Annotated in this window: 13 protein-coding genes; 8 read left to right on the forward strand and 5 right to left on the reverse strand. The window is 69.9% G+C overall.

The annotated features are described in order from the left end of the window. Positions 1 to 16: 16 nt before the first annotated feature. On the reverse strand, positions 17 to 838 hold the full coding sequence (locus OF850_RS00910; RefSeq protein WP_301587781.1) for an IclR family transcriptional regulator: 822 nt from the start codon (positions 836 to 838) through the stop codon (positions 17 to 19). A gap of 227 nt (positions 839 to 1065) precedes the next feature. On the opposite strand from OF850_RS00910, the gene OF850_RS00915 reads away from it, so the two are divergent. The 8 genes from OF850_RS00915 to OF850_RS00945 all read left to right on the forward strand — a co-directional run bounded on the left by OF850_RS00915 (position 1066) and on the right by OF850_RS00945 (position 7866). Then, a complete protein-coding gene (locus OF850_RS00915; RefSeq protein ID WP_301587782.1) occupies positions 1066 to 1974 on the forward strand; it encodes a TauD/TfdA dioxygenase family protein in 909 nt (302 codons plus the stop codon). A gap of 38 nt (positions 1975 to 2012) precedes the next feature. Continuing rightward, positions 2013 to 2855 (forward strand): fumarylacetoacetate hydrolase family protein, encoded by an 843-nt coding sequence (locus OF850_RS00920; RefSeq protein WP_301587783.1) that lies wholly within the window; start codon positions 2013 to 2015, stop codon positions 2853 to 2855. A 2-nt stretch (positions 2856 to 2857) separates the two neighbouring features. Continuing rightward, a complete protein-coding gene (locus tag OF850_RS00925; protein ID WP_301587784.1) occupies positions 2858 to 3280 on the forward strand; it encodes a nuclear transport factor 2 family protein in 423 nt (140 codons plus the stop codon). Further along, entirely contained in the window at positions 3277 to 4392 is a 1116-nt protein-coding gene (locus tag OF850_RS00930) for an Ldh family oxidoreductase (protein WP_301587785.1), read from the forward strand. The genes OF850_RS00925 and OF850_RS00930 overlap by 4 nt, the downstream gene beginning before the upstream one ends. A 103-nt stretch (positions 4393 to 4495) precedes the next feature. Continuing rightward, positions 4496 to 4675, forward strand: a complete 180-nt coding sequence (locus tag OF850_RS23590; RefSeq protein ID WP_368044667.1) for a hypothetical protein — start codon at positions 4496 to 4498, stop codon at positions 4673 to 4675. A 33-nt stretch (positions 4676 to 4708) separates the two neighbouring features. Continuing rightward, positions 4709 to 5701 carry an acyl-CoA dehydrogenase family protein gene (locus OF850_RS00935; RefSeq protein ID WP_456313490.1) on the forward strand — a complete coding sequence of 331 codons (993 nt, stop codon included), beginning with the start codon at positions 4709 to 4711 and terminating at the stop codon, positions 5699 to 5701. Positions 5702 to 5703: 2 nt separating this feature from the next. Continuing rightward, positions 5704 to 6846 carry an acyl-CoA dehydrogenase family protein gene (locus OF850_RS00940; protein ID WP_301587786.1) on the forward strand — a complete coding sequence of 381 codons (1143 nt, stop codon included), beginning with the start codon at positions 5704 to 5706 and terminating at the stop codon, positions 6844 to 6846. A gap of 39 nt (positions 6847 to 6885) precedes the next feature. After that, positions 6886 to 7866: a tripartite tricarboxylate transporter substrate binding protein gene (locus tag OF850_RS00945; RefSeq protein ID WP_301587787.1), complete on the forward strand. Its 981-nt coding sequence runs from the start codon at positions 6886 to 6888 to the stop codon at positions 7864 to 7866. Positions 7867 to 7992: 126 nt separating this feature from the next. On the opposite strand, the gene OF850_RS00950 is transcribed toward OF850_RS00945, so the two are convergent. Genes OF850_RS00950 through OF850_RS00965 form a run of 4 tightly spaced genes read right to left on the reverse strand, consistent with a single transcriptional unit; the run spans position 7993 to position 13596 of the window. Continuing rightward, positions 7993 to 10380, reverse strand: a complete 2388-nt coding sequence (locus tag OF850_RS00950; RefSeq protein ID WP_301587788.1) for a CaiB/BaiF CoA-transferase family protein — start codon at positions 10378 to 10380, stop codon at positions 7993 to 7995. 10 nt (positions 10381 to 10390) lie between these two features. Further along, entirely contained in the window at positions 10391 to 11449 is a 1059-nt protein-coding gene (locus OF850_RS00955; protein WP_301587789.1) for an acyl-CoA dehydrogenase family protein, read from the reverse strand. Between the two features lie 9 nt (positions 11450 to 11458). Next, on the reverse strand, positions 11459 to 12637 hold the full coding sequence (locus tag OF850_RS00960; protein ID WP_301587790.1) for an acyl-CoA dehydrogenase family protein: 1179 nt from the start codon (positions 12635 to 12637) through the stop codon (positions 11459 to 11461). Further along, positions 12634 to 13596: a Bug family tripartite tricarboxylate transporter substrate binding protein gene (locus tag OF850_RS00965; RefSeq protein ID WP_301587791.1), complete on the reverse strand. Its 963-nt coding sequence runs from the start codon at positions 13594 to 13596 to the stop codon at positions 12634 to 12636. The genes OF850_RS00960 and OF850_RS00965 overlap by 4 nt, the downstream gene beginning before the upstream one ends. Between the last annotated feature and the right edge of the window lie 13 nt (positions 13597 to 13609).

The following is a 13609-nucleotide window of genomic DNA, read 5'->3' on the forward strand; positions in this document are numbered from 1 at the left end:
CGGCCCGCGAGGCGTCCTAGGGCATCCGCGCCGCAAGCCGCGCCGCACCCTCCTTCAACGCCTGGACCTCTCCGTGGTGAAAATCGGGGCCGAAGTCATGGCGCGCCAGGATCCTCGTGAGGCTTGCCACCACCTCCGACCGGTCGCGCGACAGGACAGGCACGGCGACGGCGGCAAGGTCCGGGTTGAATTGGCCGACGGTGGTCATGTGCCCGTCCCTGCGGATGGCGGCGAGGCGGCTCCGGACCTCCGGCCAGGTGGCGCCCAGCCCGGCTTCGGCGATGTCGGCCTGCCGGTCCAGATAAAGGCTGCGGATGCGGTGGGGCGGAAGGAAGGCCAGGATGGCGAGCGACGCGGCGCCGCGGAACAAGGGCAGGGGAAGGCCCCGCGCCCGGAGGATCTGGATGTCCCGGCCCTCGGCGTGGATGGATCCCGGCCCGGCCTTCAGCACGCAAAGGACCTTGTCGCGGTACAGGCTGCACAACAGCACGATGCTGTTCGGCACCGCCTCCGCCAGATCCGGCAGCACCGCCTCCGCTGCCTGCAGCAATGGGTCGGTCATGTGCATCAGCCGCTCAAGCTCCACGATGCGGGGGCCGAGCGCGTAGAAGCCGTTGCCGACGGGGGCGACGAGGCCGGCATCCGACAGCGCCTTCACGTAACGATAGGCGGTGGAGCGCGTATAGTCCCGCCGCGCCATGAGGTCCTCCACGCGGACGACCGGGTGCTCCTCGGTGAACAGGTCGAGGATCTCGAGGATGCGGCCAATGCTGCCGGCGCCGCGCTCAGCCAGGGTCGTGCCGCGCTTCAGCTCCGCCGGATCGTCGCCTGTCGCCACGGCGGCGCGCCGCTTCCGCCGAGTTTCCGAACCTTGCATCCGCCCCCCTGGTCGCCGGCCCGCCGGAGTCTGCGTCGCACGAGAACGCTTGCACAGCAGCGTAGCGCAATGTTAGCTATTCCCAATATGCGGGATTTCAGAAATTCCCGCTTATGGGGAATAGCTGGCATCCCGCAAGCCCGGCTCCCCATACGTCTGAAGCGGCATGGTCAGGGAGGAGGCGCATCATGAACATCCAACCCACGGGACAAACGCTGGGGGCGCGCGTCACCGGGATCGACCTCTCGAAGCCACTCGGCGATGGCGAGTTCGCGGGGATCCTGCGGGCATTGGGCTCGCATGGCGTGCTGTGCTTTCCCGGGCAGCGTCTGGAGCCCGCGGCGCTGCGCGACTTCTCGCAGCGCTTCGGCAGCATCCAGCGCTCCGTCACCGGCAAGTTCCACGACCCGCAGGTGCCTGAGGTCGGCATTCTGTCCAACATCATCGAGAACGGGCAGCCCATCGGCATCGGCGATGCCGGGCAGGACTGGCACACCGACATGTCCTACCGGGACCTGATGGGGTTCGTGAACGTGCTGAACGCCTGGAAGGTGCCGCATCGCGACGGCAAGCCCCTGGGCGACACGGTCTTCGCCAACATGCACGCTGCCTATGACGAGCTGGACCCCGCGCTGAAGGAACGGCTGCGCGATGCGACCGCGACGCACGACTTCAACAAGTTCTGGGACGAGATGCGCAAGAAGGGCAGCTCGCGAGCCCCGCTGACGCCCGAGCAGCGCGCGGCGCGCCCGCCCTCGGTCCATCCGGTGTTCCTGACGCATCCGATCACCGGCCGGAAGGTGCTGTACTGCAACCCCGGCTACGCGATCCACATCAACGAGCTCGACGAACGAGAAAGCGACGCGGTGCTGGAGCAGCTCTTCGCCCACCAGCTTCAGCCGCGCTTCCTCTACGCCCATGTGTGGACCGAAGGCGACCTGCTGATCTGGGACAATATCGGGACGCTTCACAACGCGATCCCGAATTATGGCCCGAACGAGCATCGCCTGATGAAGCGCTGCCAAGTGCTGGCCGACAAGATCTTCGATCCCGAGTTCCTCCGCGCCTCGCTGCCGCCGATGCAGGCGGCCGAGTAGCCCCTGAGGCCGGGCGGGGAGGGACGCGATTGCGCCTGATGAGTTTCGCGACGGCTCGCGGGCCGTCCTTCGGGCTCGCCACCGACCAGGGCGTGCTGGATCTGGGGCGCCGCTTCGGCGGGCGGTTCGGCGGCGTGCGTGGCATGCTGGCCGGCTGGAAGGAGGCCTTGCCCCTGCTGCAGGACCTGGCCCGGGCACCGCCGGATCACGCGCTGGCAGAGGTCGAGTTCCTGCCGGTTGTTCCCGATGCCGCCAAGATCATCGGCATCGGCCTGAACTACCGCTCCCATGTGGGCGAGGCGGCGGGGCGGGCGCCGCCGGAATTCCCCCGTGTCTTCTCGCGCTGGAACGATACGCTACTCGGCCATGGCCAGCCCATGCGGCGTCCGCTCGTTTCTGCCCATCTCGATTTCGAGGGGGAGCTTGCCGTCATCATCGGCAAGCCAGGGCGGCACATCCCCGCCGCGCGGGCGATGGAACATGTCGCGGGCTATGCCTGCTTCAACGATGGCAGCGTGCGGGATTGGCAGAAGCACACCACCACCTCCGGCAAGAACTTTCACGCCACCGGACCGCTCGGGCCCTGGATGGTCACGGCGGACGAGATCCCCGACCCCACAGCCCTCACCCTGACCACGCGCCTGAACGGCGAGCAGGTGCAGCGGGCCAGCACGGGGGAGCTGATCTACGACATCCCCTTCCTCATCGAATACATCTCGACCATTACGCCGCTGGCGCCCGGCGACGTCATCGCCACGGGAACGCCGGAAGGTGTCGCGCTCCACCGCGATCCCCCGCTCTGGCTGAAGCCCGGCGACGTGGTCGAGGTGGAGGTCTCCGGCATCGGCACGCTCCGAAACCCGGTCGCCGAGGAGGCGTAGCGATGGACGAGTTGCGCCGTGCCGCGCTCCTGATCGGCTGCCAGCAGGCGGTTCACCGCTTCTACGCGGCGCTGGATGCCTCCGACTATGCGGGCGTTGCCGCCAGCATGGCGCCGGAGGGTTCCTGGCACCGCCAGGGCAAGATGCTGACCGGACCGGACGAGGTCCGCGCCGCGCTGGCGGAGCGGCCCGCGGGCCGGGTCACCGCGCATCTGGTGCAGAACCTGGTGGTGGATCTGGCGGACGAGCGCAGCGCGACCCTGCGCTACATGACGCTGGTCTACCGCCATGACGGTGAAGGCGGAACCGGACCCGCGCCGCTGTCGCAGCCGCTTTCGATCTCGGCCCACGTGGACCGCCTGCGTCGCGAGGGTGACCGGTGGCTCGCGGTGGAACGCCGCTCACGGAGGATCTTCGCAGCATGAACCAATCCGTCAGCCACGCCCTCCGTGTCCCGGCGGATCGGGTCCGGGAACAGATCCTCGGGGTGCTGCATGCCTGGAACATGGCGCCCGACCTGGCCGCGACGACGGCCAAGCTGATGGTCGAGACCGACCTGTTCGGCGTGGACAGCCACGGCATCTCGATGATGATGACCTACGAGCAACGCATGCAGGAAGGAAAGCTGGACCTCCGCACCCCGCCGAAGGTGGAGAGGGAGACGGCCTGCACCGCCATGGTGAACGGGATGGCGGGGCTGGGGCATTCGGTTTCCGCCTTCGCCATGAACCTTGCCGTGGACAAGGCGCTCGCGGCCGGTGTCGGCATCGTGGGCGTGCGCAACTCGCACCATTTCGGCGCGGCGGGGGTCTATGCGCGCATCGCCGCACGGCGCGGCGTGATCGGGCTCGTCACCAGCGCGACGCGTGGCGTGACCATGGTGCCGACGCGGGGCTCGGTGCCGGTGCTGGGCACCAATCCGCTGGCCTTTGCGGCACCGACGAAGCGCAACCGGCCCTTTGTGCTGGACATGGCGACCACGACGACCGCGGCCGGCAAGATCAAGGTCCATGACCTGAATGGGCGCCCCCTCCCGGCGGGATGGATGGTGGATGGCGAAGGCCGTCCCGTCACCGACGCGGCGGAAGGCATGGAAGTGCTGCAGAAGCGGCCGGAGGGCGGCCTGACGCCGCTCGGCGGCACGCCGGAGATGGCGAGCCACAAGGGCTACGGCCTGGCGATGATGGTGCACATCCTGGGCGGGACGCTTGTCGGCTCCTCCTTCTCGCCGATCCGGAACCGCACGCAGAAGCCGACCGACCCCGACGATCTCGGCCATTTCTTCATGGCGCTGGACCCGAAGGCCTTCCGCGAGGACGGCGCCTTCGAGGAAGACCTGGACGACGCGATCGACGTGCTGCACGCGACGCCGCCCGCCGATCCGGCGAAGCCGGTCCTCGTCGCCGGAGACCCGGAGGAGGAGGAGCGCGAGCGTCGCCTGCGGCACGGCATCCCGATCCCGGCGGCGCTCGACCGGCATATCCGCGCCATCTGCGAGCGCTGCGGTGCATCCTACGTGCTGGGCGGCGCGGCCTGACACATCGCTTGTCGAACAGGACTGGTTGACCATAGCATCCACCCGACCGACCGTTCGGTCGGGAATCCGGGCGGCAGAGCGGAACGAGGAAGCGGAGCAACGCATGGATCTGAGGTACACGCCGCAGGAGCGCGCCTTCCGCGCCGAGGTGCGCGGGTTCATCGACGCCAACCTGCCCGCCGACACACGGCAACGCATGGTCGAGGGACGGGTGCCAACCAAGGCGCAGACGGTCGCCTGGCAGCGCATGCTGAACGCGCGCGGCTGGGCCGTGCCCGACTGACCGGAGGAGCACGGCGGAACCGGCTGGACCGCCGTGCAGCGCTACATCTTCCGCGAGGAACTGCAGCAGACTCCAGCGCCGCAGCCCGTTGGCTTCGGCACCAACATGGTCGGCCCCATCCTCATCGCATTCGGGACCGAGGCGCAGAAGCGACGCTTCCTGCCGCGCATCCGCAACATCGACGACTGGTGGTGTCAGGGCTTCTCGGAGCCCGGCGCGGGATCGGACCTTGCCTCGCTCAAGACGCGCGCGGTGCGGGAGGGCGAGCATTACGTCGTCAACGGCCAGAAGACCTGGACGACCTACGCCCAGCATGCCGACTGGATCTTCTGCCTCGTCCGCACCGATCCCGAGGCGAAGCAGCAGGAGGGGATTTCCTTTCTCCTGATCGACATGAGGACGCCGGGCATCACGGTGCGGCCCATCATCACCATCGATGGCGGGCACGAGGTAAACGAGGTTTTCTTCGACGATGTCCGCGTTCCCGTCGAGAACCTGGTCGGCGAGGAGAATCGCGGCTGGGATTGCGCGAAGCTCCTGCTTGGCCATGAGCGCACGGGCGCCGCGCGGGTGGGCGTCAGCAAGGAGCGGCTGCGCCGGCTGAAATACGTCGCCTCGCAGGTGGAGGAGGGCGGGCGGCGGCTGATCGATTCCCCGCGCATCCGCGAGAAGATCGCCGGCATCGAGGTAGAGCTGAAGGCGCTGGAGATGACGGTGCTGCGCGTCCTCGCCGCGTCGAAGCGGGCCGGGGAGTCGCGCAACGCCGATCCTGCTTCCTCCATTCTGAAGCTGCGGGGCTCGGAGATCGCGCAGTCCATCACGGAGCTGATGATGGAGGTGGCAGGCCCCTACGCGCTGCCGGCCCTGGCCGACCCGGAGATGGATGGCACGAACGAGCCCGGGCTGATGGAGGATTGGGCGCGGACCATCGCCCCCGTCTATTTCAACTGGCGCAAGCTCTCGATCTTTGGCGGCACGAACGAGATCCAGCGGCAGATCATGTCCAAGGCCTTTATGGGACTCTGAGCATGAATTTTGACCTTTCGGAGGAGCAGCGCCTTCTCCAGGAAAGCCTGCGCCGGTTGCTGGCGGACCGCTACGGCTTCACGCAGCGCAATGCCGCGATGGCGGCGCCGGAGGGCTGGAGCCGCAAGATTTGGCGCAGCTACGCGGAGCTTGGCCTGCTCGGCCTCCCCTTCGAGGAGGCCGATGGTGGCTTCGGCGGCGGCCCGGTGGAAGCGATGCTGGTCGCCGAGGCGCTGGGTGAGGCGCTGACGCTGGAGCCATGGTTCACCACGGTCGTGCTCGGCGGCGGCTTCCTGCGTCACGGCGCCTCGGAGGCGCAGCGCAGGGCGCTGGTCCCGCAGATCGCGGCGGGGGAAGCGCTGGTCGCCTTCGCCCAGATGGAGACCCAGTCGCGCTACTCCCTCTCCGACGTCGCGACGGAGGCCCGGCGTGATGGCGATGGCTGGGTTCTGGAGGGACGCAAGCGCGTCGTCCTGCATGGCGACACCGCCGACTGGGTCGTGGTCACGGCCCGGACCTCCGGCGCGCGATCGGACCGGGCGGGGATCGGCGTGTTCTTGGTGCCAGCAAGTGCGCCGGGCCTGCTGCGCCAGGGCTACGCGACCGTGGACGGGCAGCGCGCGGCGGAGGTGACGCTTTCCGGCGTGCGCGTTGGGCCGGATTCCGTGCTCGGCGATCCGGCGGAGGGGCTTCCGCTGGTCGAGCGGGTGGTGGACGAGGCCATCGCCGCCCTGGCAGCGGAGGCGGTGGGGTGCATGTCGGCGCTCCATGCCCTGACGCTCGAATACCTGAAGACGCGCCACCAATTCGGCCGCGCCATCGGCCAGTTCCAGGTGCTGCAGCACCGCGCCTCCGACATGATGGTGGCGCTGGAGCAGGCGCGCAGCATGGCGATGTACGCGACCATGATGCTGGACGAGCCCACGCCCGAGCGTCGCTCCGCCATGTCGGCGGTGAAGGTGCAGATCGGCCGCTCGGCGAAGCTGATCGGGCAGCACGCGGTGCAGATGCATGGCGGCATCGGCATCGCGACGGAGTACGCGGCGGGGCACTACTTCAAGCGCCTCGCGGCGATCGACACGCTCTTCGGCAACGTGGACCACCACCTGGAGACGCTGGCGGCAGAGGTGTCCGCCGTCGCCTGAACCGCCGCGCCCACCCCAGAAGATCAGGAGGAAACGATCATGCGAGACATCCCCGGACCCATCGGCCGGCGCACGGTCCTGGCCGGCGCCGCCGCGAGCCTGGCCGCACCGGCCTTCGCGCAGCGTCGCGACCAGCCCTTCCCGAACCGCCCCATCCGCATCTTCGGCGCCTGGGCGCCGGGGCCCAATGTCTACACGCGCGTCCTGTCGGAGATCGTGTCGCCGCGCCTGGGTCAGCCCGTGGTGATCGAGAGCAAGTCCGGCGCCAACGGAACGCTCGCGGCGCGCGCCGTCACCACCGAAAGCCCGGATGGGCATGCGCTGGCGCAGATACCGGGCTCGGTCTTCCGCGTGCCCTACATGATGGCGCGCATGCCGTATGATCCGGTGAACGACCTCACCTACAACATCTGCCTGACCGGTTACACCTTCGGCCTCGTGGTGCGCGCGGACTCGCCGTACCGCACCTGGCAGGACCTCGTGGCTGCAGCGCGGCAGCGGCCTGGGGAGATTTCCTACGGCTCGCCGGGCATCGGCACCGAATCCCAAGTGGTGATGGACCGCATCGCGGAGCAGGAGAAGGTCGAGTGGCTGCATGTGCCGTTCCGCGGCGGCAGCGAGCTCACCAATGCCCTGCTCGGCGGGCAGATCCATGCCGTCGCGACGGCCAGCCACTGGTCGTCGCTGGTGCAGGCCGGGCAGTTGCGCCTGCTGAATGTCTGGACCGCCGACCGCATTCGCCGCTACCCCGACGCGCCGACCCTGAAGGAGCTGGGCTACGACATCGTCGCCACCTCGCCCTATGGGCTTGCGGGGCCGAAGGGCATGGACCCGGCGGTGGTCCGGACGCTGCACGATGCGTTCAAGGAGGCGCTCTACCATCCGGATTCGCTGAAATACCTGGAAGGGCTGGATCAGCCCGTCGTCTACATGGACAGCGAGGCCTACTCGAACTTCGTGCGGCAGCAAGTGGTGCGGGAGCAGGAGATCGTGCGGCGCCTCAACCTGCGGATGAACTGACGGGCCGGGGTCACGGAATCGACGTCGCCGCGATCCCCTTCTTCCCCAAGCGTGTGGCGTGCCGCGTGGCGGCGAGAGGCCGATCTCGCCGCAAGCGGGCCGGGCGGCTTTGCCCGGGGCCTCCGGTCAACCTGCAGCTGCGCGCGACTTCCGCTCGGAAACCGGGATGGCCTTGCATCCGATGACGCCAGACCGGGCGAGACGCGCCATGGCAGCGGCGTCGAGGCCGAGCCGCCCGGCCAGCACTTCCTCGTTGCTTTCTCCAAGGGTGGGCGCGGCCCGGCGGATGGGGTAGGGCCCCTGGCCCGCCACGCGGAGCGGCGCCGAGGGCTGCTGATGGGGACCCAGGAAGGCGCGCTCGGTATGCTGCCAGAAGCCACGGGCGTTGAGATGCGGATCGTGCCACAGTGTCGTGGGGCGCCGCACCGTGGCCGCCGCGACGCCGGCTGCCTGGAGCTCCGACATGGCTGCGTCCGCCTCCCGCGCGCCCGTCCAGGCCAACAGGGCCGCCTCGAGTTCCGCTTCCCGCGTCCGGCGCCCCTCCAGCGTGGCGAGGCCCGGGTCGCCCCCGAGATCCAGCCGCGCGATGACGCCGCACAGGCGCGCCCAGGCCGCGTCGTCCTCCACGGCAAGGGCGAGCCATTCGCCGCCTGCGCAAGGAAAGCAGCCATGCGGCACCTGGGTCGCGTGCCGGTTGCCATGCCGTGGGCCCGGCGAGCCCGTCGTCGACTGGGCGACGAGCCAAGGGGCTAGCAGGGGAAACATGCACTCCACCTGGGCGAGGTCGACATGCTGCCCGACCCCCGTCCGGCGCCGGTGCAGCAGCGCGGCGAGCAAGGCTGCGGCCGCGTTCATGCCGCCCACGGGGTCGCCATAGGCGACATGGTTGGTGGTGGGCGGCCAATGGGCCTCGCCGGACACGCTGGGGAGGCCGGAAGCGTGCTCCAGCGTGGAGCCATAGGCGCGGGCATCGCGCCACGGGCCCTCGCCGCCGAAGGCCGGCATGGAGACCATCACGAGGTCGGGCCGCTCCGCCGACAGCGCCGGATAATCCAGGCCGAGCTTCGGTAGTACCTCGCGGGCGTAGTTCTCCACGACTGCATCCACGTCGCGCACCAGCCGCTTCAGCAGCGCCGCCCCTTCGGGCGAGGACAGGTCCAGCGTGATGCCGGTCTTGTTGCGGTTGAGCGCGCTGAAGCGCGGGTCGCGCTCATAGCCCTGGCGGGCGAAGAATTCCGGGCGCGGGTCCACGCCGCGCCACCAGTCGGGGTACTGGCAAGCCTCGACCTTCAGCACCTCCGCGCCGAGGTCGGCAAGCTGGCGCGTGCAGAGCGGGCCGGCCCAGCCCATGGACAGGTCCAGGATACGCAGCCCGGCCAAGGGAAGCGCGCCGGGCGAGGCGGACGGCAGGGACGGGCGCCGGTCGGGCGAGGGAAGGGCGTCGTGCTCGCCGAGACGCGGCGCAACACCCTCCTTCAGCGGCGGGGTGCGGGTCAGGTATTGCGGCAGGGCCGGCCCCTCGAAGCGGGCACCGCCGATCCGTACCGTGGCGAAGGCCTTGCGCGCCCGATGCGTGGGAGTCTCGAGAAGCTGCGCCATGTCGGGCACGACGGCGAAGGGAAGGCGACGGCGGATCGCTTCCTCGAACCACTCTGCGGCTGTCCGCTCGAGCAGGCGTGGCGCGAATACCGCCTCCAGCTCATCCGCGCGGCGCAGCCGGTCCAGCCCGACGAGGAGGCCCGGGTCGCGCCCCAGCTCCGGGGCGCCGACCATCTCGCACAGGGAGCGGAACTGGGCCGGCGTCACCACGGTGATGCCCAGCCAGCCCTCCTTGCAGCGATACACGCCGAGTGGGCTGGTGGGGGCGAAGCGGTTGACGCCATGGCGCTGCTCCGCCTCGGGATTCACCAGGCCCTGCGTGGCCTGGTACTCGGCCACGCAGACATTGGCCTCGTGGATGCTGACCTCCAGCCGCGCGGCATGGCCCGACAGAAGCTGCGCGGCCGCGGCGTTGAAGGCGGCCAGGGCGCCCATGACCTGCGCCGCGATGCCGCCCAGCATCACGGGCGGCCCCTCGCGCGGCCCGGTCGCGGCGAAGACGCCCGCCAGGGCACGGCAGAGCGGATCGGTCATGCGGAAGTCGCGATACGGGCCGTGATCGCCGAACCAGGAAATCTCCACGACCACCTGGTCGGTCCGTCCGAGGGGGAGCGCCTCCCGCTCCGCGCGCGGCCTTCCGTCCAGGATCACGTCGCACCCGGCAGCGACGGCGCGCAGCCGTGCCGGGCTTCCCGTCATCCCGCGCTTGTTGGTGTTGAGCCAGGCGAAAAGGGCGGATTCAGCGCCGTCGCCCGTCTCGACCAGCGGGGGCTCGCGGCGCATTGGATCGCCTTCGGGCGGCTCCAGCTTGAACACCTCGGCGCCGAAATCCGCGAAGAGCTTGCCGGCATAGGCCAGGGCGGCGCCGGTTCCCAGCTCGGCGACGCGGAGGGAGCGGAAGGGGAGGTCGGTCATCTCAGGCCTTTCACGCGCAGGCGAAGCGACGGCGGTGGTGGTCGGCATCGCCGTAGAGCATGCCGATGGCGATCAGCCGCTTGGCCTGGCGGCCGACCGTGAACTCCTCGCACATGCCCATGGCGCCGTGAAGCTGGATCGCCTGATACGCGACGGACCGCGCCAGCTGCGCGATGCGCGCCTTGGCGGCGGAGACGGCGCGGATCCGTTCGCGCCGCTCCGCCTCCAGGCGCAGCGTGGCGAGCAGGGTCATGGAGCGTGCCTCCTCGCAGGCCAGGAACATGTCCACCAGCCGGTGCTGCAGCACCTGGAACCCTGCGAGGGGCTGGCCGAATTGCTGGCGCGTGCGGAGGTGCTCCGCCGTCGCCTCGCGCAGCGCTTCCATCGCGCCCAGGGCCTCGGCGCAGAGGGCCGCCGTGGCGCGGTCCAGCGCGAGTTCGATGGCGGGGCCCGCGCCGCCCTCCGCGCCCAGCAGCGCATCTGCCGGAAGCGCTGTTCCGGTGAAGCGGAGCCGCGAGGCGGGATGGCCGTCGAAGCAGAGGAAATCCTCGCGCTCCAGTCCTGGCGCGTCGCGCGGGACCCGGAAGACGGAGGGACCTTCGCTGCCGGTCCGCGCGGTAACGAGGAAATGGTCGGCCGCCGCTCCGTCCGGGACGAAGGATTTCACCCCGTCTAGGATCCAGCCATCCGGCCTCCGCCCCGCGCGAAGCCGCGGATTGAGCGGATCGAATCGCGTCTCCGCCTCCGCCCCGGCAAAGGCGGCGCGAAGTGTGCCGCTGGCCATCCCTTGCAGCTCGGGCCGGTGTCCTTCTCCCAGCTCCGTCAGCAGCGTCGGGCACAGCACGCAGCTTTCGGCGAAGGGCTGTGCGACGAGGCCGCGCCCAAGCCCCTCCATGATGATCATCACCTCGACGGCGCTGCCGCCGAGGCCGCCCGAGGCCTCGGGGATCGCGATTGCCGTCCAGCACAGCGCCGCCATCGTGGCCCAACTAGCCTCCGTGCCGCCACGCGCGAAGCGGGCAACGCTGTCGGACAGCATCTGCTGCTCCGTAGTGAGGGAGAAGTCCATGGAGCCTCGCTAGAGCCCGAGAATCTGCCGGGCGATCACGTTGCGCTGGATCTCGGCGCTGCCGCCGAAGATCGTCGTGGCGCGGGTGTAGAGATAGTTACGCACCGCATGCGCCGCGCCGGGCGGCAAGGTCGCGTCATCCAGCGGGACGAAGGGCATGGCCTCAGTGCCTCCCGCTTCCACTGCCATCTCGGTGATCCGTTGCAGCAGCTCGGCCGAGCGGATCTTCAGCATGGAGGATCGGGCATCCGGCTCGTGCCCGGCCTCCAGCTCGGCCAACACCCGCAGCACTGTCACCTCCAGCCCGATCACCTCGATCTCGAGTTGCGTCAGCCGGTCCGCGAAGAGGGCGTCTTCGGCCAGAGGGCGTCCGTCGGGACCGGGCGCGCGGCGCAGCCGGTCGCGCAGCCTTTCCACCGCGCGGCGGAGGCGCCGCTGCGTGGCACCGACCCCGCGTTCGCGGGCGAGAAGGAATTTGCCGTAGCCCCAGCCTGCCCCTTCGGCGCCCACGCGGTTCGCGACCGGGACGCGCACGTCGTCCAGGAGGATCTCGTTGATCTGGTGGTTACGGTCGATCGTCTCGATGGGGCGCACGGTCACGCCCTTCGCGTCCATCGGGATCAGCAGCATGGAGATGCCGCGCTGGCGCTTTTCCTCGCGCGAGGTGCGAACCAGGGCGAAAATCATGTCCGCCCAGTGCGCGTAGGTGACCCAGATCTTGTGCCCGTTCACCACATAGTCGTCGCCGTCGCGCACCGCATGGGTCTGCAAGGCGGCGAGGTCGGAGCCCGCCTGGCGTTCCGAGTAGCCCTGGCACCACCAGACATCCCCGGAAAGGATGCCCGGGAGGTGCCGCCGGCGCTGCTCCTCGTCGCCGAAGGTGTAGAGCACGGGTCCGATCAGGCTGAGCCCGAAATGCGCCTGCTGCGGGCAGTCGGCCGCGGCCATCTCCTCCTCGAAGATGTGCCGCTGCGACAGGGTCCAGCCCGTCCCGCCATGCTCGCGTGGCCAGGAGGGCGCGGCCCAGCCGCGGGCCTGCATGATGCGCTGCCACGCGACGAACTCGTCCTTGGTCAGCTCCTCGCCGTCGCGCACCTTGCGCCGCATCGCGTCCGGCGCCGCCCTGGCGGCGAATTCGCGGACTTCCTCACGGAAGGCGAGTTCCTCGGGCGTGAAGTCGAGCCTCATTCCGGGCGGCGCTCGATGCCGCGGACGATCGGGGCCCAGCGCTCCGCATCCTCGCGCAGGAAGGTGGAGACCTGCTCGGGCGTGGTGGGGCCGGACACGAATTGGCCGTCCGCCTCCAGGCGCTGCCGCAGCTCCGCGTCGCCGAGGGCGGCGACCACCACCTGGTTCAGGCGGTCGATGGCAGGGCGTGGCGTCCGGGCCGGGACCATCAATCCGAACCAGGTCTGCGCCAGCAGGTCGGGCGTGGATTCGCTGAGCGTGGGCACGTCCGGAAGGCTCGGCAGGCGCTGGCCGCCTGTGAAGGCGAGGATGCGGCCCTGGTCGTTGCGGTGCGCGGCGATGCTGGTGCCGCCGCCCACCACCGCGAGGTCGATCCGCCCGGCCAGCAGGTCCACGATCTGTTGGGAATCCCCCCGGTAGGGAACGCCTTGCAGCGAGAGGCCGAGAGCCTGGTTCAGCATCAGGACGGTGAGGTGGTGGATGCTGGTCGGGCCGTTCGTGCCCGCGTTCACCGCGGCGCCGCGCGACTTCGCCCAGGCGGTGAACTCCGGCAGCGTCCCCGGGAGATCCTTGCGCGCGAGGAGCGTCAAGGGCACGCGCGAAACGAGGGCGACCGGCGCGAAATCCTCGGGCTTGTAGGGGAGTGAGCGGTTCAGGAGCGGGTTGAGCGTATGCGTGGTGCCGGAGGAGACGAGGATCGTGTGCCCATCCGGCTCGGCGCGCGCCACGTGCTCCGCCGCGATCACGGTGTTGGCGCCGGCGCGGTTCTCCACCACCACGGGCTGGCCGAGCGGCCCGGTGATGCGCTGCGCCAGCATGCGTGCCATGGCGTCCGTCGTGCCGCCGGGCGGGTAGGGCACCACGATCGTGACGCGGCGGGAGGGAAACTCCTGCGCGGCGGCACGGTGCACGGGAAGCGCGGCTGGCAGGGCGGCCAGCAGGGTGCGGCGTCCAATCATTGTTTCGTCTCCT

This window comes from Sabulicella glaciei, from assembly GCF_026183895.1.
GTDB classification, from domain to species: Bacteria; Pseudomonadota; Alphaproteobacteria; order Acetobacterales; family Acetobacteraceae; genus Roseococcus; species Roseococcus glaciei.